This window comes from Dyadobacter sp. LHD-138 (assembly GCF_030929615.1).
Lineage (GTDB): Bacteria > Bacteroidota > Bacteroidia > Cytophagales > Spirosomataceae > Dyadobacter.
This window is the reverse complement of record NZ_JAVFVU010000025.1, coordinates 44,891-71,552: the sequence shown is the minus strand read 5'-3', so window position 1 is coordinate 71,552 and position 26,662 is coordinate 44,891. Positions and strand designations below refer to the sequence as shown.

The 26,662-nt window shown below is 43.4% G+C and carries 24 protein-coding genes; 4 read left to right on the top strand and 20 right to left on the bottom strand.

Annotation, left to right across the window (positions count from 1 at the left end; genetic code table 11):
* Nucleotides 1-106: 106 nt before the first annotated feature.
* Nucleotides 107-949 carry a formyltetrahydrofolate deformylase gene (gene purU / locus RB622_RS18725; RefSeq protein WP_308048127.1) on the top strand — a complete coding sequence of 281 codons (843 nt, stop codon included), beginning with the start codon at nt 107-109 and terminating at the stop codon, nt 947-949.
* A 139-nt stretch (nt 950-1,088) separates the two neighbouring features.
* On the opposite strand, the gene RB622_RS18720 is transcribed toward purU, so the two are convergent.
* The 17 genes from RB622_RS18720 to ilvD all read right to left on the bottom strand — a co-directional run bounded on the left by RB622_RS18720 (nt 1,089) and on the right by ilvD (nt 18,064).
* A complete protein-coding gene (locus RB622_RS18720) occupies nt 1,089-2,243 on the bottom strand; it encodes a 2-isopropylmalate synthase (protein ID WP_308048126.1) in 1,155 nt (384 codons plus the stop codon).
* A 301-nt stretch (nt 2,244-2,544) separates the two neighbouring features.
* Nucleotides 2,545-3,615, bottom strand: a complete 1,071-nt coding sequence (gene leuB / locus RB622_RS18715) for a 3-isopropylmalate dehydrogenase (protein ID WP_308048125.1) — start codon at nt 3,613-3,615, stop codon at nt 2,545-2,547.
* Nucleotides 3,616-4,019: 404 nt separating this feature from the next.
* On the bottom strand, nt 4,020-5,603 hold the full coding sequence (locus RB622_RS18710; protein WP_308048124.1) for an alpha-isopropylmalate synthase regulatory domain-containing protein: 1,584 nt from the start codon (nt 5,601-5,603) through the stop codon (nt 4,020-4,022).
* A gap of 78 nt (nt 5,604-5,681) precedes the next feature.
* Entirely contained in the window at nt 5,682-6,278 is a 597-nt protein-coding gene (gene leuD / locus RB622_RS18705; RefSeq protein WP_308048123.1) for a 3-isopropylmalate dehydratase small subunit, read from the bottom strand.
* A gap of 60 nt (nt 6,279-6,338) precedes the next feature.
* Complete coding sequence (locus tag RB622_RS18700; protein WP_308048122.1) at nt 6,339-6,698, bottom strand: four helix bundle protein; 360 nt, start codon at nt 6,696-6,698, stop codon at nt 6,339-6,341.
* 75 nt (nt 6,699-6,773) lie between these two features.
* Nucleotides 6,774-8,177 carry a 3-isopropylmalate dehydratase large subunit gene (gene leuC, locus RB622_RS18695; protein ID WP_308048121.1) on the bottom strand — a complete coding sequence of 468 codons (1,404 nt, stop codon included), beginning with the start codon at nt 8,175-8,177 and terminating at the stop codon, nt 6,774-6,776.
* Nucleotides 8,178-8,435: 258 nt separating this feature from the next.
* The gene (locus RB622_RS18690; protein WP_308048120.1) at nt 8,436-9,284 is read right to left on the bottom strand and encodes an AraC family transcriptional regulator; all 849 of its coding nucleotides are present in this window, start codon (nt 9,282-9,284) and stop codon (nt 8,436-8,438) included.
* Nucleotides 9,285-9,287: 3 nt separating this feature from the next.
* Complete coding sequence (locus RB622_RS18685) at nt 9,288-9,638, bottom strand: DUF86 domain-containing protein (protein ID WP_308048119.1); 351 nt, start codon at nt 9,636-9,638, stop codon at nt 9,288-9,290.
* Nucleotides 9,619-9,927 carry a nucleotidyltransferase domain-containing protein gene (locus RB622_RS18680; protein WP_308048118.1) on the bottom strand — a complete coding sequence of 103 codons (309 nt, stop codon included), beginning with the start codon at nt 9,925-9,927 and terminating at the stop codon, nt 9,619-9,621. The genes RB622_RS18685 and RB622_RS18680 overlap by 20 nt, the downstream gene beginning before the upstream one ends.
* A gap of 79 nt (nt 9,928-10,006) precedes the next feature.
* On the bottom strand, nt 10,007-11,248 hold the full coding sequence (gene ilvA, locus RB622_RS18675) for a threonine ammonia-lyase IlvA (protein ID WP_308048117.1): 1,242 nt from the start codon (nt 11,246-11,248) through the stop codon (nt 10,007-10,009).
* An 18-nt stretch (nt 11,249-11,266) separates the two neighbouring features.
* Nucleotides 11,267-11,473, bottom strand: coding sequence for a hypothetical protein (locus RB622_RS18670; protein WP_308048116.1), 207 nt, complete (start codon nt 11,471-11,473; stop codon nt 11,267-11,269).
* A 2-nt stretch (nt 11,474-11,475) separates the two neighbouring features.
* Entirely contained in the window at nt 11,476-11,913 is a 438-nt protein-coding gene (locus RB622_RS18665) for a DUF6932 family protein (RefSeq protein ID WP_308048115.1), read from the bottom strand.
* 89 nt (nt 11,914-12,002) lie between these two features.
* Complete coding sequence (gene ilvC, locus RB622_RS18660; protein ID WP_254561482.1) at nt 12,003-13,049, bottom strand: ketol-acid reductoisomerase; 1,047 nt, start codon at nt 13,047-13,049, stop codon at nt 12,003-12,005.
* A gap of 279 nt (nt 13,050-13,328) precedes the next feature.
* A complete protein-coding gene (ilvN, locus tag RB622_RS18655) occupies nt 13,329-13,862 on the bottom strand; it encodes an acetolactate synthase small subunit (protein ID WP_254561483.1) in 534 nt (177 codons plus the stop codon).
* Between the two features lie 55 nt (nt 13,863-13,917).
* Nucleotides 13,918-15,678, bottom strand: a complete 1,761-nt coding sequence (gene ilvB, locus RB622_RS18650) for a biosynthetic-type acetolactate synthase large subunit (protein WP_308048114.1) — start codon at nt 15,676-15,678, stop codon at nt 13,918-13,920.
* A 14-nt stretch (nt 15,679-15,692) separates the two neighbouring features.
* Nucleotides 15,693-16,157, bottom strand: a complete 465-nt coding sequence (locus RB622_RS18645) for a DUF6036 family nucleotidyltransferase (RefSeq protein ID WP_308048113.1) — start codon at nt 16,155-16,157, stop codon at nt 15,693-15,695.
* 221 nt (nt 16,158-16,378) lie between these two features.
* Nucleotides 16,379-18,064, bottom strand: a complete 1,686-nt coding sequence (ilvD, locus tag RB622_RS18640; protein ID WP_308048112.1) for a dihydroxy-acid dehydratase — start codon at nt 18,062-18,064, stop codon at nt 16,379-16,381.
* Between the two features lie 338 nt (nt 18,065-18,402).
* Between ilvD and murQ the strand changes: the two genes are divergently transcribed.
* The gene (gene murQ, locus RB622_RS18635; RefSeq protein ID WP_308048111.1) at nt 18,403-19,206 is read left to right on the top strand and encodes an N-acetylmuramic acid 6-phosphate etherase; all 804 of its coding nucleotides are present in this window, start codon (nt 18,403-18,405) and stop codon (nt 19,204-19,206) included.
* A 38-nt stretch (nt 19,207-19,244) separates the two neighbouring features.
* Here murQ and RB622_RS18630 read toward each other — a convergent pair whose 3' ends face one another.
* From RB622_RS18630 to RB622_RS18620, 3 genes are all read right to left on the bottom strand, one after another.
* Complete coding sequence (locus tag RB622_RS18630; RefSeq protein WP_308048110.1) at nt 19,245-20,258, bottom strand: zinc-binding dehydrogenase; 1,014 nt, start codon at nt 20,256-20,258, stop codon at nt 19,245-19,247.
* Between the two features lie 116 nt (nt 20,259-20,374).
* Nucleotides 20,375-21,163 (bottom strand): NIPSNAP family protein, encoded by a 789-nt coding sequence (locus tag RB622_RS18625; RefSeq protein ID WP_308048109.1) that lies wholly within the window; start codon nt 21,161-21,163, stop codon nt 20,375-20,377.
* A 126-nt stretch (nt 21,164-21,289) separates the two neighbouring features.
* The gene (locus tag RB622_RS18620; protein ID WP_308048108.1) at nt 21,290-22,318 is read right to left on the bottom strand and encodes a type IX secretion system membrane protein PorP/SprF; all 1,029 of its coding nucleotides are present in this window, start codon (nt 22,316-22,318) and stop codon (nt 21,290-21,292) included.
* 275 nt (nt 22,319-22,593) lie between these two features.
* Between RB622_RS18620 and RB622_RS18615 the strand changes: the two genes are divergently transcribed.
* Together RB622_RS18615 and ruvB are read left to right on the top strand one after the other, a co-directional pair.
* Nucleotides 22,594-25,410: a PKD domain-containing protein gene (locus tag RB622_RS18615; protein WP_308048107.1), complete on the top strand. Its 2,817-nt coding sequence runs from the start codon at nt 22,594-22,596 to the stop codon at nt 25,408-25,410.
* A gap of 92 nt (nt 25,411-25,502) precedes the next feature.
* Nucleotides 25,503-26,528 carry a Holliday junction branch migration DNA helicase RuvB gene (gene ruvB, locus RB622_RS18610; RefSeq protein ID WP_308048134.1) on the top strand — a complete coding sequence of 342 codons (1,026 nt, stop codon included), beginning with the start codon at nt 25,503-25,505 and terminating at the stop codon, nt 26,526-26,528.
* The last annotated feature ends 134 nt before the right edge of the window (nt 26,529-26,662 follow it).

Sequence of the window (26,662 nt, the reverse complement as noted above, 5' to 3'; positions counted from 1 at the left end):
GCACATAAATCAATGAATCTGGGGACCATTCAAATCACAGATTAAAAATGGAATTGCCCCTCAAAACGTTAAAAATTCGTTATTTAGCAGAATATTTTCAGCATAAATGGAAAAAATGAATAGACGGCATATATTGTTGATGGATGGCCCGGATCACAAAGGGCTTATTTATCAGGTTACCCGCATCCTTTTTGAGTACAACCAGAATATCATTCGTAATGACGAGTATGTCAGTCCGTCGAAATATTTCTTCATGCGCACGGAATTTGAGGGCGAAACGGATGCGTCGGAATTGTTGCAGGTGTTGAAAAAGGAGTTGCCGGCTGGTTTAAATCTTCGCTTAAATCCTAAAAAGAAGAAAGATATCGTGATTTTGGTGACGAAAGAGCATCATTGTCTCGGCGAATTGCTGCTTCGTTACGCTTTTGATGAGCTGGATGCGACGATTCAGGCTGTGGTCAGCAATTACAACACGCTCCAGCCGCTTGTGAGTAAATTCGGCATTCCATTTCATTATATTTCACATGAAAATAAAACCCGGGAAGCGCATGAGGAGTCGATTTTAAGGACACTTGACGTTTACAGACCTGAATATCTCGTTCTGGCGAAGTATATGCGGATTATCACACCCGAATTTGTGAACCATTTTCCCGATCGGATTGTCAATATCCACCATTCATTTTTACCGGCATTTATTGGTGCAAATCCCTATCGGCAGGCTTTTGAACGAGGCGTGAAAATTATTGGGGCAACCGCTCATTTTGTAAATAATGATCTGGATGAAGGCCCGATTATCGCGCAGGATGTGAAATCGGTGGATCACAGACAGACGGCAACGGATATGGCGACTTTGGGCAGAGACACGGAAAAACGAGTTTTAACATCAGCTTTAAAGCTGGTTTTCAACGACCGCGTCTTTATCCATAACAACAGAACGATCATTTTATAAATAGAAAAAAGCCCTTAGTCAGACTCACCGAGGGCTTTTTGTAATCTGATGGATGTTATTGATTATGTAATGTTACAAAAAAACCTTGTAACATCAAATTCATATTCAAGCAATTATCCAAAATGATGTATGAAAAATATTAAGCAGTGACAACAGTTCTTGCCAAATCCACTAAATCTTTGTCGTTTACTTCTTTCTTTAAATCGGCTACGTCAAGGAATCGTTTGTAAAGATCATCCAAAATTACTTTGTCAAAAGTAAAGCCTAATAGCTCCAAACGGTGTTTTAAGGCGTGACGTCCACTTCTCGCAGTCAGTACGATATCTGATTTATCCACACCGACATCGTTTGGATTCATGATCTCGTAATTAAGCGTATTTTTCAGGTGGCCATCCTGGTGAATTCCAGATGAGTGGGCAAAAGCATTACGTCCCACAATGGCTTTATTTGCCTGAACAGGCATACGCATCATTTTCGAAACCAACTGGCTTGTTGGGTAAATCAATCGCGCGTTCACGCCTGTTTCGTAACCAAGTTCTTTATGTACGTTTAAAGCCATGACGACCTCTTCCAAAGAAGTATTGCCGGCACGCTCACCAATTCCATTCATGGTAACCTCCACCTGGCGTGCGCCTTCGCGGATACCAGCCAATGAGTTAGCAGTCGCTAAACCAAGATCATTATGACAGTGAATAGAAATTGTTGCGTTATGAATTCCTTTTACGTTCTCGAAAATATATTTGATTTTGGCACCATATTCTTCCGGTAAGCAATAACCTGTTGTATCAGGAATATTTACCACCGTTGCGCCTGCTCCGATCACCGCCTCAACCAATTGCGCAAGGAAAACCAGGTCTGCCCTTCCTGCATCTTCACAATAAAATTCTACATCCTCTACCTTCGTTTTTGCGTATTTGGTAGCGGCAATAGCTCTTTCAATAATTTTTTCTCTGGTCGTATTGAATTTGTGCTGAATATGAATATCAGAAGAACCGATACCTGTGTGAATACGACCGCGTTTCGCAAACTGAAGCGCATCCCCTGCCGCATCGATGTCACCCGTTACCGCACGTGATAAGGCACAAATGATAGGCTCACGAACGACTTTGGAAATCTCTACAACAGATCTGAAATCTCCCGGACTTGATACAGGGAAACCAGCTTCAATTACATCTACCCCCAGCTTTTCGAGTTGTGTGGCTACAATGATCTTTTCTTCCGTTGTCAATTGGCTTCCCGGTACTTGTTCGCCGTCGCGTAATGTGGTGTCGAAGATTTGAACTCGCTGACTCATTGTTGGGTACTTTGATTAAAGATTGAATTACGAATTTACTAATTTTAAGACAATATAAAACCCTTTCCTGTTGAGAGAAAGGGTTTTGATCTATTCGAGACAATGCCTTTCTCCTTGTTACGGGTTACTCTGAATGAGCAGGAAAATGCAATTGTCGTATGATTTCATGTTCAATATATCTTGCGAAAATTCGCTAACTGCGATTTTCTTCTGCAAAGTAATAAGAAGATTTTGGTTCAACAAATCTTCTTAATGAAAATTCACAAAAAGATATATTTTATAATGAATCTAATTTTTTATATTAAATACGTTTTAAGATTTCCTCGCCGATCGCATCAGTACCCAAAATCATTTCCGGTGCTGTGGTAGCATCTGCAATATCACGTGTACGGAAACCAGCTTTTAATACCTGATCAATTGCTGAAATTATCGCATCTGATTCTTCTTTCAAACCAAAAGAAATGTCAAGCAACAAGGCAGCTGAAAGAACAGAAGCCATTGGATTAGCAACGCCCATACCAGTGATATCATGTCCTGAACCGTGAATTGGCTCATAAACACCCGTGCTGTCTCCTACCGAAGCAGACGCCAGCATACCCATAGAACCTGCAATCTGGCTTGCTTCGTCTGTCAGGATATCACCAAACAAGTTAGCAGTAACCACAACATCAAAACGACGTGGATCCTTGATCAGCATCATCGCAGCCGAGTCAACAAACTGGTGTTCTACGGTGATATCAGGATATTCAGGTGCGAGGGCCTGAACCACTTCGCGCCAAAGCCGGCTTGTTTCCAAAACGTTTGCTTTGTCAACCGAACATAATTTTTTGCCACGTGTGCGGGCAGCTTCAAATGCTCTGCGGGCGATACGTTCAACTTCGTAACGGCTGTATTCAGCGATGTCGTAAGCGGTATCTCCGTCGTTTTTACGGCCTTTTTCTCCGAAATAAATATCGCCGGTCAATTCGCGGAAGAAAAGAATATCAGAACCTTTAAGGATTTCTGGCTTGATAGAAGAAGCACCCAGGAGCTCGTCGAAAAGTTTGATTGGGCGTAAGTTGGCGTACAAACCAAGCTCCTTACGCATTTTTAGCAAACCCTGTTCCGGACGAACCTTTGCAGTCGGGTCGTTATCGTATTTAGGATGGCCTACCGCTCCGAACAAAATAGCATCAGAAGCACGCATTTTTTCCAAAGTTTCGTCTGGAAGCGGGTTTCCTGTTGCTTCAATCGCAACGTGGCCCATCAATGCTTCGTCATAGCTGAATTCGTGTCCGAATTTTTCAGCGATTTTTACAAGGACTTTTTTCCCAACTTCTGTAACTTCCTGTCCGATACCATCACCAGGTACTATTAAGATGTTCTTCTTCATTATGTTTATTAAAATTTACAATCCGTAACCGGTTGAATACAGCGATACGGCTTTAATTATGGTTTTGATTTGAATTTAAAAACTTCTTATGTCGCACCAAACAGGTCGTCCCTACGGGACTTTGCGTGGGCATAATTTATCCGTTTTTCTATAATAATGTCATCCCTTCGGGATTATAAGCGAATGTTCAGGCATTATTAGATAATTTCTATTTTTTAGCGACATTCCATTTTTGTATTCCCTTTATCTGGAAATTTTATCATAAAAAAATTCATCTTTTCGGGGTATGATCCATGTGTTACCAACAATCCCGAAGGGATGAAAGTATTATAGCAAAATAAAAATGACGCAACCCGGAACAACCCTGAAAGGGTGACGTAACTGAATTCACCAGCCCGCCTATCTTACATTTTCTGAAATTCGGGATTAGCCTCGGCCAGTTTGGATGATAAATCAATGGCGGCAGGCACACCCAATAAATTCAACATTTTCTGTGTTGCCTGAATCGCAGACACCGTTTGGTCAGAATCCAATCCCCTGGTTTTGATATCTTTGCCGTTCATTTCCCAGGTAATGATCGTCTCACAGAGCGCATCGGTTTTACCGCCTGGTGGAATCCTGACGGTATAATCCGTCAGCATGGGCAATGAAATTCCTTTTTTAGCGTAAATCTTTTTTAATGCATTCATAAAGGCATCATATTGACCGTCGCCTTGTGCATTTTCTTCGTAAATCTCGTCACCGAAAGTGATCTGCAAGGTCGCAGACGGTTTCAGATTTTTTGAGTGCGTTAACACATAATTGAGGATCACAACCTTTTCCTCGATGGCGCTGCTGTCGAGCACATCGGAAATGATATAAGGAAGATCTTCCGGTGTAACCACCTCTTTCCGGTCACCGAGCTCGATGATGCGCTGTGTCACTTTTTTCAGGTCGCCATCACTTAACGTGATACCGATATCCTTTAGGTTATTCTCAATATTCGCTTTCCCCGAAGTTTTCCCGAGCGCATAAGACCGCAATCTACCGAATCGCTCGGGCATCAGATTACTGAAATAAAGATTGTTTTTTTTATCTCCATCAGCGTGAATACCAGCCGTTTGTGTAAAAACACTTTCGCCGACAATCGGACGGTTTGATGGAATCCTGATGCCGGAAAAGGTTTCAACAATTTTGCTGATTTTATAAAGAGATCTTTCCACAACGGAAGTTTCAACTTCTGGAATGAAATCCTTGATAACGGCAATGGTACTGGCCAGCGAAGCATTGCCTGCCCGTTCGCCCATACCGTTGACGGTCAAGTGAAGTCCGTGCGCACCGGCTCTGATCGCCTCCATGACGTTGGCGATACTCAGGTCGTAGTCATTGTGGGCATGGAATTCGAAATGATGATCAGGGTAGCGATCAACAATGGATTTTACAAATTCGTAAGATTCAGAAGGTGTCAGAATGCCCAATGTATCCGGTAAAAGAATTCTCTTAACAGGTTGTCTGGTCAGGAAATCAAGTGCAGCGAAAACGTAATCCCGTGAGGTACGCATGCCGTTACTCCAGTCTTCCAGGTAAACATTGCAGCTTATTCCTTTTGATTTGGCGAGTGTTATAACCTGCTCAATATCCCCGAAATGTTGTTGCGGGGTCTTTTTTAACTGAAAAGTAAGGTGATTTAACGAGCCTTTGGTCAGCAGGTTCATCACTTTGGCGCCGGAATTAAGCATCCAGTTGATGGACGCATCTCCGTCTACAAAAGTCAATACTTCGATTTTATCAATAAAACCGTTCTCATTCGCCCAATTTGTAATTTTCTTAACCGCCTCAAACTCACCCTCAGACACACGTGCCGAAGCGATTTCAATGCGGTCAACCTTTACTTCCTGTAACAATAGCTGCGCAATTGTCAGCTTTTCTGTTGCTGAAAACGACACACCGGAGGTTTGTTCACCATCCCGGAGTGTCGTGTCCATTATTTCTATATAGCGTTTGCTCATAGGGCTACCGGCTATCGGCTATCGGCTATCGGTCGCAGCAGGAAAGCTGATAGCCGATAGCTGACGGCCGAAAGCCATTTAATATAGTCTTTGTGCTTCAAATTCCTTGATATCACTCTTCATCGCCTGTAGGTAGTCAATATCGTCAAATCCATTGACCATATTGTGTTTTTTGTACCCGTTGATATCGAAAGACTCCTGTTCACCCGTCGTAATGATCGTGATCGTTTGTTCCGGCAGGTTTACTTCAAGTTCGGCGTTTGGATCTGCTTCGATGGCAAGGAATATTTTATCAAGGAAGGGTTCACTAACCTGAACAGGTAAAATACCAATGTTCAAAGAGTTACCTTTAAAAATGTCAGCAAAGAAACTCGATACAACGCAACGGAACCCGTAGTCATAGATTGCCCAGGCAGCGTGTTCGCGGCTGGATCCACTTCCGAAGTTGCGTCCGCCTACAAGGATTTTTCCGGAGTAGATCGGGTTGTTCAGGACGAAATCCTGTTTCGGGGTATCGTCGCCATTGTAACGCCAGTCTCTGAAAAGGTTGTCTCCAAAGCCTTCGCGTTTGGTAGCTTTCAGGAAACGCGCCGGTATAATCTGGTCGGTATCAACGTTTTCTATCGGCAAAGGAACTGCCGAACTTTTTAATATGGTGAATTTATCGTAAGCCATTTTATTGGGGCTTTCGGCTTTCGGCTGTCTGCTGTCGGCATTGTACCGAATAAGACATCGTTAACTTCCGGCGTTTAATTTTTTAATAAGATGATATAACTGCTTTTTGATTGACACTATTTCCAGAAAAAGAGGATCGTAATTGTCTTGATTTAAGTAATCCAAATCTTTTGCCAATAGTGTCAAGTATTCAACTTCCTGACAAGATCCAAATGATATTCCTAAAAAGCGTGCAAAATCTTTTTCACTTGATTTTCCACAACCTTCTGAAATATTAGTCGGTATTGAGACAACAGCTCGCCTTATCTGCGACGTCAATCCAAATTTTTCTTCAGTCGGGAAATTTTTAGTTAATCTGTAAAGTTCAAGAACAAGCTTATGGCTTTGTTCCCAAACGGAATACTTCCTAAAATCTCTCATTATTAAAGTGTGTGTATGATCAAACAACTGACTGCCGAAAGCCGGGGCGGCCCCGCCGACAGCCGAAGTTACTATTTACAGCAACTCCCGAGGATCCGTCACAACGCCCGTTACCGCCGCCGCCGCTGCAACCAATGGGCTGGCCAAAAGCGTACGTGCTCCCGGGCCCTGACGGCCTTCGAAGTTACGGTTTGAAGTACTGACTGCATATTTCCCGGCTGGAATTTTATCATCGTTCATGGCAAGGCATGCAGAGCAGCCTGGCTGACGTAATTCAAAACCTGCTTCGGTCAGGATGTCAAGAATTCCTTCTTCTCTGATCTGTGCTTCCACGATATGTGAACCGGGAACAACCCATGCCGTAACGTTATCTGCTTTTTTACGTCCTTTTACGATGGAAGCAAAGGCACGGAAATCTTCGATACGTCCGTTGGTACAGCTGCCGATGAATACATAATCAATCTTTTTACCCAGCATCGACTCGTTTTCATGGAAGCCCATGTAGTTCAATGATTTGTCGTAGGTTGCTTTTCCGCCTTCAACTTGTTCAGCAGTAGGGATGTTGCGGGAAATACCCTGACCCATACCCGGATTTGTTCCGTAGGTGATCATTGGTTCAATATCCGCAGCATCAAAAGTATATTCCTTGTCAAAAACAGCATCTTCGTCTGTTTTCAAAGTTTTCCAATAAGCCAGTGCCTTATCCCATTTCTCGCCTTTTGGCGCTTGTTCGCGACCGTTGATGTAATCAAAAGTAGTCTGGTCCGGCGCGATCATACCACCGCGAGCGCCCATTTCGATACTCATGTTACAAACCGTCATACGGCCTTCCATGGTCATATTTTCAAAAACATCTCCCGCATATTCTACAAAATAACCCGTAGCGCCTGCTGTTGTAAGTTTTGAAATAACATATAACGTTACGTCTTTTGGTGTAACTGCTTTGCCTAATGTACCATTTACGTTTACACGCATTTTCTTTGGTTTTGGCTGCATGATACACTGCGAAGAAAGTACCATTTCAACCTCAGAAGTACCGATACCGAAGGCAATAGCACCAAATGCACCGTGCGTAGACGTATGTGAGTCACCGCATACGATGGTCATTCCCGGTAGTGTGATACCATTTTCCGGCCCTACTACGTGAACGATACCATTTTTTGCATTACCCAACCCCCAGTGTGAAATACCATATTTCGCCGAGTTTGTTTCCAAAGCTTTAAGCTGATTGGCCGAAAGCGGATCCTGAACCGGAAGGTGTTGGTTGATGGTAGGTGTGTTATGGTCAGCCGTAGCGAAAGTACGTTCCGGATAAATAACACCAATATTTCTGCTTTCAAGTCCCAGGAAAGCAACAGGGCTTGTTACTTCGTGGATAAAATGACGGTCGATGAAAAATACATCCGGGCCGTCTTCAATTTTACGTACAACGTGTGCATCCCACACTTTGTCAAACAGGGTACTCGCTTGATTACTCATTCTCAATTTATGGTGAATATGTAACTAATTTTGTTTTTTAATGACTTTTACGGACTAAAAATCAGCCCCTATAACCGGAATAACCCCGGAGCAGAAAATCATGAATCAAATTTCCACAGAATACTTCAAATAAGTATAACGGGAAACGTTCAAAAAATAGTGTTTTTGGTTTGAAGAGATAGTTTGAGCGGAAATCTTTATTGATTTCGGGGAAATTTTCAAAAATTGATTGATAGAGTACCATTTGTGGTAAGACGGTTACCCATGCTTTTTAGGCGTAAACCCAAACTTTTCCTTATACATTTTTATAAAATGAGAAACGCTTTCATAGCCGATTTCCGTGCTGATCTCGGTTACGTTTTTGGTGTTGTTTCTTAACAAAAAGTCCGCGTAATCCAGACGTTTGTTTTTAAGCCAAAGTGCTGGTGAAGTTTTGAACTCTTCCTGAAAATCACGTTTAAAAGCGGATAAACTCCTGCCGGATAACCTTGCGAGCTCGTTTAAAGTGAGTGGTTTGAGATAATAGCTGTTCATCAAAAAGGACAGGTCTACTTTTTCTCCAATATAAAGACTGTAAAGATTTGCTCTGAGTTGTTTGGATTTATCCAGCTCCAGTAAGTGCAGCAATAATTCCTGAAATTTTAACCGGAGAAAATGGTTTTTTAGCTCCGTTCTTGACTTGAAATACGGAAAAACAGATTGAATAAACTTTTCAAAATTCTCATCCGATTTCAGCGGTAGAATGGGGTTTTCCAGCACCGTGGTCGTCTCATCCGGGTTAAAAAGCTCGGGATGCAGGTTTACAAATTCTTTTAACAGCTTTTCATCAAAGAAAAAAACAAGACTTTTGTAAGATTCATTGATGGACTCGGACATCAGGTAAAAACCCCGCTGAATAAAAAGAATATCCCCCTTTTCCACATAAACTTCTTGTGTCGGGCTGCTGAATTTCTTTTCTCCTTCTAGCACGACAATCACGGCATGTTCCTCAAAGAATACCTCATAGCGGGAGGGATAAACTTCGTTGCGATAGGCCACAAAGGTCATATCCTGAATCTTGAGGGATTCAAATTCTTGGGCGCTGATGTGGGACGGGACGCGTAGCAATATTTACTGGTAGTTTCTTTCTTCGGTGATGATGACGTCAAACCATTCTTTGGCCAGCGGGATATCGTTTTGAATTACTTCCCATACCAATTCATAATCTACCTGAAAATATTCATGAATTAAGATATCTCTTAAACCGGCCATACCTCGCCAGTTTACTTCGAGGTACTTATAGCGGATTTCATCAGGTATTTTTTTTGCAGCCTCCCCGATAATTTCAAGACTTCTTAAATATGCCCGGTTAATCAGATCATCGTTAACAAACTGTTCGAATGTGACGTTGGAAGAATGGGTAACAAGAAAGTCCAGTTCTTTTCCAATGTGTTCTAAAAACTCAATCAATGAAGGAGACATATTGAATATCTTTTTTTGCTTCTCGTTGAACAAATGAAGCCATTCCTTCCCAGGTTAATAAATCAACTTTTCTTTGAAGTGTTTCTTCTAATAAATCTACTAAATCAAGGAGGTTTTTATATCTTTTCATACCTGCCTTGAATTCTACCACTAAGTCAATATCACTCATTTCGTTCTGTTCGCCTCTGGCAAACGAACCAAATAAGCCAAGCCGTTCAGCACCTAATTTTTGAATTGCAGGTTTACGGCTTTGGATTAACTCAATAATTTGCTGTTTATCCGGTAGCATAACACTCAAATTGGTTAATTAACTTATTAACAAAGATAACAAATAATCAAGCCTAACAATTAATGCTTTTCAGAGGGTTTTAAACCATAAACTGAAACAAATCAGGCTGGTCATTCAGGTATTCGTACACAATTCTGTTTTCGTTCATACGCAGGATTAACGGGTCAAAATCTTCCCGGTTTTTTAATTCAATACCAACGAGTGCAGGGCCTTGTTCCCGGTTTGTTTTCTTCACATATTCAAATCGTGCGATATCATCATTTGGCCCGAGTACGTTCAGAAACTCACGGAAAGCGCCGGAGCGTTGGGGAAAGCGAATGATGAAATAATGTTTTAATCCTTCGTAAAGTAAGGATCTTTCCTTGATTTCCTCCGTGCGCGTGATATCATTGTTGCCGCCACTGATCAATGCAACGACATTTTTGCCTTTGATTTCGTCTTTTACCATGTCCAGTGCGGCAACCGTTAAGGCGCCTGCCGGCTCGGCTACGATGGCTTCTTCGTTGTAAAGCTGTAAAATAGTCGAGCAAACCTTTCCTTCCGGAACGAGCAAAACGTTGTCCAGACTCTTGCTGCAAATTTCAAAGGTAATATCACCGGCACGACGAACCGCGGCACCGTCTACGAATTTATCAATCGTGTCAAGGGTAACGACATGGCCTTCTTCGATGGATTTTTGCATCGTAGGAGAGCCTAATGGTTCCACACCAATGAGTTGCGTTTTGGGAGAAAGCTGTTTAAAAACCGTTGAAATACCGGAAGCTAATCCGCCGCCACCAATGGCCATCAACAGATAATCGATCCGGAAATTGGCATCTTTGAATATTTCCAAGCCAACGGTTCCCTGGCCTTCAATCACTTGCAAATCGTCAAACGGATGCACAAATGTGGCGTTGTTGGCCTTTTGGTATGCTACGGAAGCGTGGTATGCGTCGTCGTAAGTATCGCCTACCAGATGCACTTCTACCCATTCTTTTCCGAACAAACGAACCTGTTTGACCTTTTGGGCAGGCGTTGTTGTCGGCATAAAAATAGCGCCTTTTACTTCCATTTTCCGGCAGGCATAGGCAACACCTTGCGCATGATTTCCGGCACTCGCACATACGACACCGCCTGCCAGGGCTTCTGCGCTCAGGCTTGCCATTTTGTTATAGGCGCCTCTGATTTTATACGAACGAACCGTTTGAAGGTCTTCTCTTTTTAAATAAATATTGGCTTCATATTGCTCCGATAAATGGGCGTTATAAAGCAATGGGGTATGGTTAATGATGCCACGAAGCCGTTCGGCAGCGAGGAAAATGTTGTCGAGTGTTGGGGACATATTTAATAAAAGGTTCTTTTAGGCAGCAATTTGAACCTTGGCGTTTGTTGCTTGAGATAGTAAGTCAGCTAATTGTTGCGACAATTCTTTTTTCAGAGAAATGTACTGATTTATAATTAGATTTTCTGATCCTGAGTCGACATGTCTATTGATCATGTTTTCGACACGACGGATTTTTTCAAGGGTATGAAAAATTTCTATTTCAAGTTCATCGTGAATTTCCATAATCAGAATTTTAGTTCAATGAATCCTTTCCGTTTATTCTTTCTATCGGATGTGAAGAAATGAAACCAGTCTAACTTGTCAAATTGTGTCAGATGAAAATTAGGATGATCGCCGGGAAAGACTTTCACATAATACAAATCTACAAATTCCTGTCTCTCTTTTAAAGCGGTTAACTGATTCTCTTTTGATTCAAAATGTTGAAAATTAATAAATACAACAATATCTATATCCTTAGGATCATTTTTCAGTGTTACAAAACTCCCATCGACCCATATTGTAAAATCATCGGGTATGATGCTTTGGACACCGTTGATAAAAGCGGACAGTGTGGAAAGAAGTAATTTGCGATGTTGATCAAACCCGAAAACTACTTCAAACTCATTTAGATCTGGCGTGTGTGCTTTATATGGAAATAGATTTCCATCGTTGTCAAATTCCATAAGCATTTAAAAAAGTACCCCTGACTCTTAACGAAATCAGGGGTATATATTTTTCAAATTTCAAAAAAATTTGACTTGAAATCAACGAATTATCCGCGTTCAGGGCGAAGGCTACGTACCGTAGTACCTGCACGCCAGATTTCTGATTCACGAAGTTCAGCTAGTTCTTCTTCCAATTTCACACGGTAGTCAGGTTGTGAGTTACGCGTGATGGAGATATTAGCTTGCTCGCCTGATTTTACAGAGTTGTAAAGTTGTTCGAAAACAGGCTTAGTAGCATCACGGAAAGGTTTCCACCAGTCAAGCGCACCACGTTGAGCAGTTGTTGAACAGTTTGCGTACATCCAGTCCATACCGTTTTCAGCAACAAGAGGCATCAATGATTGCGTCAATTCTTCAACGGTTTCATTGAAAGCTTCTGATGGTGTGTGTCCGTTTGAACGAAGCACTTCATACTGCGCAGCAAAAATTCCCTGGATAGCACCCATCAAAGTACCACGTTCCCCTGTAAGGTCAGAAGTTACTTCACGGTAGAAATCAGTTTCGAACAAATATCCTGAACCAACACCGATACCCATTGCGATACATTTTTCACGTGCTTTACCAGTTGCATCCTGGAACACAGCGAAAGATGAGTTCAAGCCTTTTCCTTCTACGAACAAACGACGAAGAGAAGTTCCTGATCCTTTTGGCGCTACAAGATAAACATCTACGTCAGCAGGAGGAACGATTCCAGTTTGATCCTTATAAGTTACACCGAAACCATGTGAGAAATATAATGATTTACCGGCAGTCAAATTAGCCTTAACAGTTGGCCATAATTCGATTTGAGCGGCGTCAGAAAGAAGGTAGCAAATAATTGTTCCTTTTGCCAATGCTTCTTCAAGTTCGAAAAGCGTTTCACCAGGAACCCATCCGTCAGCAATCGCTTTATCCCATGATTTACCACCTTTACGTTGTCCAACGATAACGTTGAATCCGTTGTCACGCATGTTTAAGCTTTGACCAGGACCTTGAACACCGTATCCGATCACGGCAATGGTTTCAGTAGATAATACTTCGCGTGCTTTTTCTAGTGGGAACTCTTCGCGGGTAACTACTTCTTCTTCGACCCCGCCGAAATTTAATTTTGCCATTGATTATTAATTGAATTATTGATTACTTGATTAAAGGACAATATTACTAAAAATGGATTTGATACTTCTTAAGAAACATTTTCTTAAACAGGCAACGCCTACGGAGTTTTGCCAAATCTGGAATTACCTGGTTCTATAAACAGGTTGCCCTTCCAGGTTTTTTTCTACTCAAAATGACTTAACCTAGTGGTTCGGAGAAGCATCCTGCTTATAGCAATCCTGCTTGTTATGCTAAAATTGGCTCAACAAGAGCCTCCTGATCATAACGGAATGTTGTTACTACATATAATACTCCCACTCAGCTTCCGGCAGATAATCTACCAGCGTCTGAGGTGATTTGCTTACTGCCACACGTCCCGAACGTACAAATTCAAGGATTTCGTGTGGTTTGATATAGTTGAAGAATTCGAAAATTTCTTCTTCCGTGCCTGTTTTTTGAATAATCACATAAGTCAGATGCCAGTAAACGACCCAGGCCTTGTACACTTTGTTGATCGTTTCAATGTCAAGCGGTTTTGCTCCGATCGGTGTTGAGATCTTGAACATCGCAATTTCATTGTAAGCGATATCGTCGTTCAAATACCCGAAAACGGCCAGCACTTCAATTACCTTACGGATCTGGCGAACCAGCTTTTCAACGGCTTCACGTGATTCATGACGAATGACGATGGTGAAGCGGGAAATACCCTTACGTTCCGTTTCCGAAACCGTCAGACTGTCAATATTGATCCGGCGACGGGTGAAAATGGTTGTGATCTTATTTAATATCCCAATCGTATTTTCCGTAAATACGCAAATGGTGTAAGTTGTCATGATTCTTTTAATGTCTAGTGAAAAAATGCAAGTGATTTTTGAAAATTCATTTACATTATTCCAGTCTGATATCCGCTACACAAGCTCCCGTTGGAACCATTGGAAATACATTTTCTTCTTTTTCAACCAATACTTCCAATAAATAGGGTTTGTCGGAAGCAAGCATTTGGTCAAGCGAATCGTTCAGGTTTTCTCTGGCGCCGCAGGTATGTCCGTCGATACCAAAACCTTTTGCAATCGTGATGAAATCAGGGTTTTGCAGCTCAACAAATGAATAACGTTTCTGGTGGAAAAGCTGCTGCCACTGGCGAACCATCCCTAAGAAGTTGTTATTCAGGATAATGATCTTAACCGGCAAGCCGCTTTGTGCAATGGTTCCTAATTCCTGGATCGTCATTTGGAAACAACCGTCACCGATAATGGTAACCACTTCGCGGTCAGGAGCTCCTACTTTTGCACCGAAGGCCGCTGGTAAAGCATAACCCATGGTCCCCAATCCACCGGAGGTAATGAAGGAGTTTGCCTTTTTGAACTGATAATAGCGGGCTGCCATCATCTGGTGCTGACCAACATCCGCTACGATTACCGCTTCACCCTTGGTTTTATCAGAAAGTGTACGGATAACCTCCGCCATTTTTATTTTTTCCGTGGTCGGCGCAAGTTCAGGCTGCGTGATTTTTTCGTCTTCAATGGCATCGAATTTCCTGAATTCTGCCCGCCATGTTTCGTGGTTATTTTCCTTCACGAGTGGCAAAAGCATTTCCAACGCTTTTTTTGCATCACCCACAACCGGAGCATCTGCCTTTTTGATCTTATCAATTTCGGCCGGATCAATTTCGATATGAACCACTTTGGCCTGTTTTGCATAACGGCTCAAATCACCGGTTACACGGTCGTCGAAACGCATACCGATTGCGATGATCAGGTCACACTGGTTCGTAAGCACGTTTGTTCCATAGTTTCCATGCATGCCTAACCAGCCCACATAATTCGGGTGATCAACAGAAACGGACGAAAGTCCTAGGAGTGTTGAAGCGGCAGGAACATCTGTTTTTTCAATAAATTTCAGCAATTCCTGTTCAGCACCGGCGATTTGCACGCCATGTCCGAAGAATAAAAACGGACGTTTAGCTTCATTGATAAGCTTTGCAGCTGCTTCAACCTGCTCTTCTTTGGGCGACAAACGGGGACGATAACTAAGTAATTTTTCACACTTTTTGTGTAGAAAAGGTTTCGTCATCAGTTTCTGCTGTGCATCTTTTGTGATATCAATCAATACCGGTCCCGGACGGCCCGACTTTGCTATATAAAATGCTTTGGCAATAATTTCGGGAATTTCATCAGCATTGGTAATCTGGTAGTTCCATTTCGTAATCGGAATGGTAACACCCATGATATCCGTTTCCTGGAAAGCATCCGTTCCCAACAAATGAGATCCAACCTGGCCCACAATACAGACCATTGGCGTAGAGTCAATGATGGCGTCTGCAATGCCTGTGACAAGATTGGTGGCACCCGGGCCTGATGTTGCCAAACATACCCCAACCTTACCGCTGATACGGGCAAATCCTTCTGCTGCGTGCGCGGCACCTTGTTCGTGGCGTACGAGAATATGATTGATTTGTTCCTGATAATCATAGATCGCATCGTAAACGGGCATAATAGCTCCGCCCGGATATCCAAAAATTGTTTCGACGCCTTCGGCAATCAATGACTGGATCAGTGCATGAGAACCGTTGATCAGTTCTGGCGTTGTTACCGAAACTGGCTGTTCAGCGATTTCGGTTGTTTGTGTTTGGTTTTCATTAAATTCCATGACCTCTTACTTATTTAGTCGGATGAATTTTCTAGATTTTCAATATCATTTATATCTCTTGGCCTTCCGGCAGCTTTTTTTGCTGTAATCAAGTCTCTATAATTGATCAGCCTGATTGTTAAATCATCTACAATATGGTCTGATGCGTTATTATAGGCATATTCAAATTCCAAGCCTTTTAACTTCGTTATTATATCAATGGATACCGGGGCTCTTCCAAATGTAAAAACGTCAAGGGCTGGATTCGATAAAAAGTTGGATTCTGTCATATCAAACAATGGCATTCCAAATCGTCTAAATGCCTTTCCAATTTTTAAATAATTTTCCTTCGTTTTTTTTACCCAAATGTCCATGTCGCCAGTCGTTCGGGAATAGCCGTGAAGAATTACAGAATAACCTCCAACCAAAATATATTCAACCTGACATTCATTTAATGCCTTCAAGAAGTCCTGAAAATCGTCGTTGAAAATATTTGCCATTATAACATGTGTTTTCGCATTGAGAAAACAGTCCTATCCATTTTTGGAGGATTGTTCAACTCAAACTGGAATGCGATGCTATTGAGATAATTAGCCGCCATCAGTCTTTCAATTGATGTTTCGGGCTGAGTTTTCGCATAGTATTTTTCAGTTTCTTCATGCGTTCCTGCATGAAAAGCTGTTCTATCCAATTTGAATTGACTTTTTTCCATGTTCTTTTACTATGCTTCGTCAGTTACACATCCTTCACTGGCAGATTTTACCGTGCGGATGTATCTTCCCAACATGCCTTTTGTAAACTTTGGCTCGGGTTGTACCCAGGCTGCTTTACGTGCGGCCATTTCTTCATCTGAAATGTGAACGATCAGCTGACGGGTATTTGCATCAATGGTAATTCTGTCGCCGTCTTTCACGAGTGCGATCGGCCCTCCGTCAAATGCTTCCGGCGTGATGTGCCCTACGACAAATCCGTGTGTGCCTCCTGAGAAACGACCATCTGTGATGAGTGCAATTTTGTCACCAAGCCCAGCTCCCATTACTGCAGATGTTGGTTTCAACATTTCTGACATGCCTGGTCCGCCTTTTGGTCCTGCGTTACGGATTACAACCACATGCCCCTCCCTGATTTCTCCTTTGGAAAGCATCGTAATAATTTCCGTTTCGTGCTCACAGATTTTTGCTTCGCCATCAAACGTCAAACCTTCCTTGCCCGTAATTTTTGCAACAGAACCCGTTGGGGCCAGGTTGCCATATAGTACCTGAATATGTCCTGAAGACTTAATCGGGGTTTCCAGCGGGAAAATAATTTTCTGTGTTTCAAAATCAAGATCCGGTGCTTCGGCTAAATCTTCTGCCAAAGTTCTTCCCGTTACAGTCATACAGTCACCGTGGATCAATCCTTTGGAATACAAATATTTCATTACAGCAGGCACACCACCGATTGCAAGGATATCTTCCATGAAGTATTTACCGCTTGGTTTAAGATCGGCGATAAAAGGAACTTTGTTAGAGATTTCCTGAATATCATCTAAGGTCAAAGGAAGATCTGCCGCACGTGCAATCGCAAGAAAGTGCAATGCTGCGTTGGTAGAACCACCCAAAGCCATAACCAATGTCAAAGCGTTTTCAAGCGATTTTTTAGTGATGATATCTCTTGGTGTAAGGTTCAGTTCAAGCAATTTTTTCATTGCTGCACCAATTTTCTTACATTCTTCCTGTTTTCCTTCGTGTGTTGCCGGGTAAGAGCTGCTGAATGGCAAACTTAATCCCATCGCTTCGATTGAAGCAGCCATCGTGTTTGCCGTGTACATACCACCACAGGCACCCTGGCCCGGAATAGAATTCTGGATTACGCCTTTATAGTCTTCATCGGAGATGTTGTTGGCGAATTTTTTACCTAAGGCTTCAAAAGCAGAAACGATATCCAGTTTTTGTCCTTTGTAATGTCCTGAACGGATTGTTCCCCCATAGACCATAATCGCCGGGCGGTCGATACGCGCCATGGCCATGATAGCGCCCGGCATATTTTTGTCACAACCTACAACGGCAATAACCCCATCGTACCATTGTGCAGAAACCACAGTTTCGATAGAATCTGCGATGATGTCACGGCTTGGCAGGGAGTAACGCATCCCGTCATTTCCGTTTGTCATACCATCGGAGACACCGATCGTGTTGAAGATCAGGCCGACCATGTCATTGGCAGTAATACCTTGTTTTACATACACAGAAAGTCCGTTTAAGTGCATATTACAAGGGTTTCCTTCGTAGCCGGTGCTGGCAATCCCGATTTGCGGTTTTGACATGTCAGCTTCTTTCAATCCAATGCCGTAAAGCATTGCCTGCGCTGCCGGATTTGTAACTTCCTGGGTGAGGGTTTTTGAAAATCTGTTTAGTTCTGTCGCCATGGTGAATGATTATAAAATAAAAACACCTCACTCATTTATTGAGTGAGGTGCAGGTTATATACCGTAACATCCCACTCACGCCTGGGGCGTGACTACAATCAGGAGGAGAATGAAACGGTTGGAAAACATAAATATCAGTTAAAAACGAAAATTTTGATTTTAGCGAAAATTCGCTGACTCTCGGATTCTGTTACAAATTAGGAGTGTATCTTTTTATTTTCCAAATTTTACGGCAAATTTTTGCAGATATACTTAGATTAATACCATAATATTTATTTGGTAAAGGTTCCTAAACAGAAAATAATTAATTTTGGATTTAAATTAATGCAACATCTATTATGCTAACGACCGAATCTTCGTCCCTATATAATGATCTCGACTTAATGGGCGTTCAGGAAATTCTGACCTCCATTAACCGTGAAGATCAGACCGTCCCTAATGCTGTTCAAAAGGTAATTCCTCAGATTGGAGCACTCATTGAGCAGATCGTTCCGCGTATGAAAAAAGGCGGACGTTTATTTTATATCGGTGCCGGAACGAGCGGCCGTTTGGGCGTAGTGGATGCTTCAGAATGCCCGCCAACGTTTGGTGTCCCTTTTGATCTGGTGGTTGGTATCATCGCAGGCGGTGATGTGGCGATCAGAAAGGCGGTAGAAAATGCGGAGGATGACTGGAATCAGGCTTGGATTGATCTGGCTCCGTATAACCTTACAGAAAATGATACTTTAATCGGACTCGCTGCTTCGGGGCGTACGCCTTATGTGATAGGCGGATTGAATGAGGCAAAAAAAGCGGGTTTGCTAACCGGCTGCGTGGTTTGTAACAGCGGATCGCCGGTGGCTCAGGCTTGCGAATATCCTGTGGAAGTGGTTGTTGGACCTGAATTCCTGACGGGAAGTACCAGAATGAAATCCGGAACGGCCCAAAAACTGGTGCTGAATATGATTTCCACGGCGGTAATGATCCGTCTTGGCAAGGTAAAAGGCAATAAAATGGTGGATATGCAGATGACAAATGAAAAGCTTGTCAACCGTGCTATTCACATGATCATAGATGAATTGGGAGTTTCGCCTGATGAGGCAGAATCGTTGCTGGAAGAACACGGCAGTGTCCGGGGCGCGATTGAAGCGGTAAGAAAATAACAAAAAATAGCGCGGAGCCAGCTCCGCGCTATTTTTTGTCAATCGATTTTTAAGACAATTTTTCCGAACTGTTTACCGGAATCCATTTTTCTGAATGCCTGCTCTGCCTGTTCAAGCGTTAACACTTCGTCGATCACGGGAACAACTTTGTGTTCTTTCACAAAATCGATCATATCCGAAAACTCTGCTTCAGTACCCATGGTGCTTCCGTAAATATTAAGCTGCTTAAAAAATACCTTGGCCGGAACCACGTCTGTGATATTTCCTGTGCCACCGCCATAAAAGCAAATTCGGGCTCCCGGCGCGGCAATGTCGATCAAACGCGCAAATCCAGGACCACCGGCACTGTCAATAATCACATCGAAGTAGCCGGTTTTTTTACCACGTACTTTTACAAGTAAATCGCGGAACCAGGTTGGATTTTTGTAGTTAATCCCTCCCTTTGCTCCCAGTGCGATAGCTTTCTGAATTTTATCGTCGGATCCGGATGTTACCCAGACTTCCGCACCCGCTGCAATGGCGAACTGTATGGCAAAAAGGGCAACGCCTCCCCCGGCACCGGTAATCAGTACCCGGTCGTTTTTGGTAAGATTCGCGCGCGTGATCAGGGACCTCCACGCCGTTAATCCGCCCATGGGCAAGGCAGCGGCTTCTTCAAAAGAAAGATGTTCAGGTTTTTCAACAAGATATTTTGCCTCAATTTTTACAAATTCAGCAAAGGTGCCGTTATCAGGCAAACCCAAAATTTTATGTTCCTCGGCATAAAAAGCCGGATTGTCGCCCCAGTTGTGGGAAGGATTGATGAGCACTTCCTTACCCAGCCAGGTTTTGTCAACCCCGGCGCCGGTTTGCGTGACAATTCCGGAACCATCGGAGCCCAGCACAATCGGTGTGGTGATTTTAGGGTATAGTCCTTTTTGGATCCAAACGTCCCTGTGATTAAGTGAGGCGGCTTTTAATTGAACAAGCACCTCTCCTTCGCCGGCTTCCGGTGTTTTTATTTGTTCAACAACGATGGGTTCATTTACACTTTTTAAAACAGCGGCTTTCATAAAAAATGATATTAAATGAAAAATAATGGAATATGGGTTTTGCTATATGACGAGAACGATCCCATGTTCCATCAATACAAAGTGCAGGAAATTTTAGTTGCCTGAAAAATCAGTTCTTAAATATCCGAGTATTCTGTTGGGTATAAGAAGAAACTTGTATTTTTTGATACGTTATTCTGGTACTCAGGATTTACCTTCAGCTTGTTCCATTCTGCGTCACTGCTGAATGCTTTCCAGTGCGCATCACGGGATGCTTTGTTTTCGAAAGTCGTCATGTACATCAGATTCGGCTGATGACTTCCGGCGATCACTTCGCCATAAAATACTGCGTTAAAACCCAATCTTACGAAAAGAGGCACTTCGCCGCCATCGTTAAACATTTTAACCTTATTCTGGTAAATTTTTTCGGTATACCCTTCGTAGCTGCGCAGTTCATATACGCGTTCGCTTTTTGGTCCGGTCAAATTTGGTTTTGCATGCACAGGCATGGTGGTGAAAGCCTGCAAAACCGTTGTTTCAATGCGGGCGTAAGGTGGATTTTTATACGGTGCATCGATATAGTCTTTTCCTGCCGCCAGATACTTGGCATCTTTTTCCAATACTTTAGGAAGGGAGAGCAATTGATCCAGCGAGTTAACCGGCGTCAGTACGTAGATTAACTTGCCGCTCATCGTGTCAGAAACCACGGGTTTGAAAACCCCTACATTTTTTATGCCGGCGCGGTGTAAAGCGGGTATATAGGCGTCTTTAAGGTAGTTTTCTACGGTTGCTTCCTGCGTTTTATCTTTCAGACGGTACATTTTTATCTCATAATACTCTCTTTTGGGAGGTGCTGCCACAGCGCCAATAGCCATCACCAGCATAAAAAGGCTGAAAAAGAGTTTTTGTTTCGGGGACTTGTTCATAAAATGTATTTGCTCTGGATGTATACGGTTAATTTAATCGAAAAGAAGTGGCTGGTCTTTTTATACTGTAACAAAAAATGCAGGCAAATTTCGCCTGCATTTGTGTATAAGATCACACGATTTATGCTAAAATTTTGGGCAGGAAAGCTGGTGTTTGCTGCTTCTGCTGCGCTTCGGTTTAGGGGTGAGCGGTTCAAAAATGTAGGATATAGAAATTTCATGCGCACCACCGCTGCCTGCACCCAGGGTTGAAATCGTTAAGTCGTAACTGTAACCAATCGAAAATTTGTCCTGTCGAAACCCGGCAAGAAAAACGAGTGATTCGTGGTTATTGATCGAAGGCTCATATTTTTTAAAAGGAATGCCGCGATACCACATCCCCAGCACGAGCGGTTCGATGGTTACATACAGGCCCATATCCAGCTGATCGTATTTACCTTGTTTTTTATACAAAATGGCCGGAGAAATTGTTTTTTCCTTGTCGATTTCATTGCCTAAAAATGTATATCCGGCAAAGGGAATGCGTAAACCAGCCTGTAAACTCGTTTTCATGGGCAGGCGGGCTTCTGTTCCGCTAAATGCCTGATTGGGGCGGTTCAGGTGATGCGCCGACAGTCCAAGCCAGTACCAGTCGGAGTAGACCATCATGCCGGAAGAGAAATCGGCGTAGGATACTTTGGGGCCGCCATTGGCAAAAGGATCCGAGGATGGGTTGCCGGTGAGGCCGCCGTTGTTATACTGGTCGCCAAAAGTTAATCCGAAATAATCCAGCGAGCGTGACGCAAAGCCGCCTTGTATACCCAGCCTTAATGACGTGACATCATTCAGAGAAATCTGGTAGGAATATTGGAGAGCGACGTCCGTTGCTTTTAAATTGCCAAGACCCTGGCTGTCGGTCGTTACCTGAATACCAACCCCGCTATTATAATTGGGCAGAAATACATCAGCACCGAAAGATGCTGTTACAAAATTGGCAGAAAGCGAAGGCCACTGGTTACGGTAATTTGCCGTAAGACGCGGCGCCAGTGCGCCACCAGCCAAGGCGGGATTCAGATACAACGGGTTAGCGTAAAACTGGGAAAATTGAGGATCCTGACTCCAACCTTTCAGGCAGAGCAGTGTCATGATCATAAGAGGAAGTAAACGCTTAATCATATATTTTCAGGCATTGTTCGTCATTTATGGCGAATTGGGTATACGGAGATGAAAATTACTAAAATATAATTCACAAATTGTCGCCACATTGCGTATTAATATTCAAATTAGCATGGTTTTTAAGACTTTACCACACAAAATTTTAACATAATATTTTCGTTAGAATGATCGGGTAACAAGAATATTAAATGGACGGGGTAGGGATGATGAATAAGTAACGAAACATGAGGCGATTTTATAATACATATCGGAAAATATTTTATTCTTTATGCTTTTTGCTGTTTCTGGGAGCGGGTTTCGCAAACGCGCAGCCATTTACGGTGAAAGAAACCTGTGTGCCAAGCCCGGCATGTGCGGAGGACGGAACGGTGTTTACGGAAGATGCCAATAGTAAGGCAACGGCCTGGGCCTGGGATTTTGGAGATGGCGGGAAAGATAATGTCCGTAATCCACTGCATTCCTATAAAACGGCAGGCCCCTATACCGTCACGGTAACCCGGACTTTTGTGGATGGCAGTACAACAACCGAGACACAGCAAGTAACCATTGGTGAACTTCCGCCGGCATTTCAGAAATGGAAATCAGATACCACCATTTGTCCAAACACAAGTTTAGTACTCAATCCATACCCTGAGGGTGCGCCTGAAGGTGCTACCTATATCTGGTATCCGAAAGGAGAGACGACACCCACGCTGGAAGTCGATAGTTCGGGTTGTTATTCTGTCGAAGTGATTATGCCTAACGGATGTAAAATTCAGGACCGTGTTAATGTTAAAATTTGTATGCAGCCTGAAAATCAGGAGGGAGCAAAATGGTTTTTCGGCGGAAATGCCGGGCTTGATTTTTCAAACAGCCCTCCCACGCCTATTACCGATGGTAAGGTCAATACACCTGAAGGAACTTCTTCGATTGCCAATTCCAAGGGAATTTTGCTGTTTTATTCAGACGGGATCACGATTTGGGACAAGGATGGCGGTGTGATGCCTTGTATCGATCCGGCGAATTGCAAACCGCTTTTGGGTAATAAAAACTCCACACAATCGGTCCTTATTGTACCGCAGCCAACATGCCGGGGATGTGAATATTTGTTCAACGTTTTCACGACATCAGATATTAACGGCGAAAAACTCTTGACCGTGAGTGTGGTAGATATGCGGCGGAATGGAGGGAAAGGGGCTATTGTTGAGCAAAACACGACCTTGCAGCAACCAACCACGGAACGTCTTGCCGCTGTTCAAAACAAGAGAGACAGTACTTACTGGGTTATTTCTCATGATTACGGTACCAATAAGTTTCACATTTTTCATGCAACAACGGGAGGGCTCACAGAAACCAGTGCGCCTGAGTTAGGTATGGCGCATGATTCCCTCAATAAAGGCGAAGGCTATATGAAGTTTTCGGCTGCGGATAGTACCAGCGGAGACAGACGTCTGGCCGTGGTTATTCCCGGCCCCCCTACCAATTACGTTGAGTTGTTTAAGTTCAATGATTCGACGGGCGTTTTAACTTATGACAAAACAATCAAGCTTGGCCCGGCCCCGCCCAAGGCTTATGGGATTGAGTTTTCTCCCAGCGGGGAAAAAATGTATGTTTCATTTCAGGGAGAAAACGGTACAAAATCTTATTTGAAACAATACGATCTAACTTTCAGCGATAGTTTGATTGTGGAATCGGCTATCGTGATCGATAGTTCGGCAACCCAGAAATTCGGCGCTTTACAGATTGCCCCGGATGGAAAAATATATATGGCCATTGATGGCAGCGATTATCTCGCATCAATTGGTGAGCCGGAAAGAAATTCAGTATCAGCGATTGAATACAAACGGAATGGCGTCAATCTTGGAGGAAAGAAAAGCCAGCTTGGTTTGCCTAGTATGGTGCAGGATTTTACACAGGAAGCCTCAGGACCGGGTTTCTCGGCGGATGGATTCTGTACAGGTGAGCCGACTAACTTTGAAGCCGGGCCGATTTGCGATCCTTTGAAGGATAATATGTATGTATGGGATTTTGGGGATAAAAGTGGGGGAACTTCCAAAGAGCCTAAAATTTCGCATACTTATACGCAGCCTGGTAGGTATTTGGTGTCATTGTCGCAGTCCAATGCCTGTACGAGTATCGTGACCAAGGACACAGTTGTCATTTATGAAACGCCTCCGGCAATGAATCTTCGTCCCAACATTGATACTTGCGGTGCATACGTGCAGCTGGATATGGGTATTCCTGCGGAAATCTACGAATGGTATAACCGGGGAAGAATTATCGGAAGAGGAAAAACGATTAGGGTTACAACGACGGGAAGATATATCGCTGTTGCATACAACGGGCCCGACCGGGATTGTTTTTCAATAGATACGACGGAGGTTACGCTTCGAAAGCCACCACCGTTCGAGATGCGGGATACAACCATGTGCCGGGATAGTTCTGTTGTGTTATTAGCCACGGGCCTTTCCTGGAACGAATGGTTATGGAATACCGGGGAAACCACACAAAGTATTACGGTTAAGCAACCCGGGACCTATTTCGTACAAGTTAAGAACAGGCTTAACTGCTACAACGCTGATACGATCCAGGTTAAGGAGCTGCCTTCTCCCATTTTGAGACTGGCTCCGGAATATTACATCTGTATTCCGGATGGAGGCCAAATTACGCTGGATCCCAAAGGCATTGGCGTGGTGCATTATGAATGGCCGCAGTCAGGAGATACAACGGCTACGATCACGGTCGATAAGGAAGGCGTTTATACCGTTCTTGCGACCAACAAAGAAGGCTGCGTGGCGCAGCAGTCCACCAAAGTTGTGGATCAATGTGAACCGAGATTTTTTATACCGGACGCATTTACGCCAGACGGCGATGGGAAAAATGAATCTCTGGATGTCTTTGGCGCCTATTACACCAATTATTCCATTAAGATCTATAACCGCTGGGGAGAGGTTATTTATGCGACCAATACCATAGAAGGCCGTTGGGATGGAACCTACAAAGGTGCGAAAGTACAGCCCGGCGTTTATCCATACATCGTTTCGTATGAGGCCCAGTATTTTCCTGAACGGAATCCTGTCGTGCTGCGTGGCTCTGTCATGGTGATCCGGTAGAAGTTCGGTTTTGCCAATAAAAACGGCTATTTTTGATTGAAAAAATCCGTACGTTTTTTAGTAAAAACGTAACTACTATTGTCAAAGAGCTTATGCGCCAGGATTATCTGTCCGGAGATAAAGAAAATCTTTCCAACCCGGAAAAAGAGATCGACCGGGCATTACGTCCGTTGTCCTTCGATGATTTTACGGGACAGGATAAAATTCTTGAGAACCTTAAAATATTTGTTCAGGCGGCGAAACATCGTGGCGACGCGCTGGACCATGTTTTGCTGCATGGTCCGCCTGGTTTGGGAAAAACTACATTATCCCATATCATCGCGAACGAACTCGCGTCGGGTATTAAAATTACGTCCGGGCCGGTACTGGACAAACCCAGCGATCTGGCGGGTTTGTTGACCAATTTGCAGGAACATGACGTACTTTTTATCGATGAGATTCACCGTTTGAATCCGATTGTGGAGGAATATCTTTATTCGGCCATGGAGGATTATAAAATTGATATCATGCTGGACAGCGGTCCGAATGCGCGCAGCATCCAGATCGGTCTGAACCCTTTTACGCTGATTGGTGCGACAACGCGGGCGGGTATGCTTACCTCACCGCTGCGTGCCCGTTTTGGTATCAATGCGAGACTGGAATATTACGATGCGGCGCTACTGGCTTCGATCTTGAAACGGTCGGCCGTTATTCTGGGTACGCCGCTGGAAGATGACGCGGCTTTCGAGATTGCCCGACGCAGCCGGGGAACACCGCGTATTGCCAATAACCTGCTGCGCCGTACACGTGATTTTGCACAGGTGAAGGGCAATGGCAAGATCACCGTAGCCATCGCGGAAATGGCGCTGCTGGCACTGGACGTCGATCAGAATGGTCTGGATGAAATGGATAACCGTATTTTAAGTACCATTATTGAGAAATTCAAAGGAGGCCCGGTGGGGCTTTCCACCATTGCCACGGCTTGCGGAGAAGAAGCCGAAACGATAGAAGAAGTTTACGAGCCATTTCTGATTCAGGAGGGATATCTCAAAAGAACTTCAAGAGGAAGAGAAGTAACCGAGAAAGCGTTTCGTCACCTCGGAATTTTGCCAAGACACCGGTCCGGAGAGCTGTTTTAAAACAGGGCAGCACATCCCGAAAATTTCATATTTACCGTAAAATAAAACCAGCGAGTTATTGAAAATCAATTCAATAACTCGCTGGTTTTTATAGAATATAATCTATACTTTTGCGGTAAATTTTGTGTCACCGT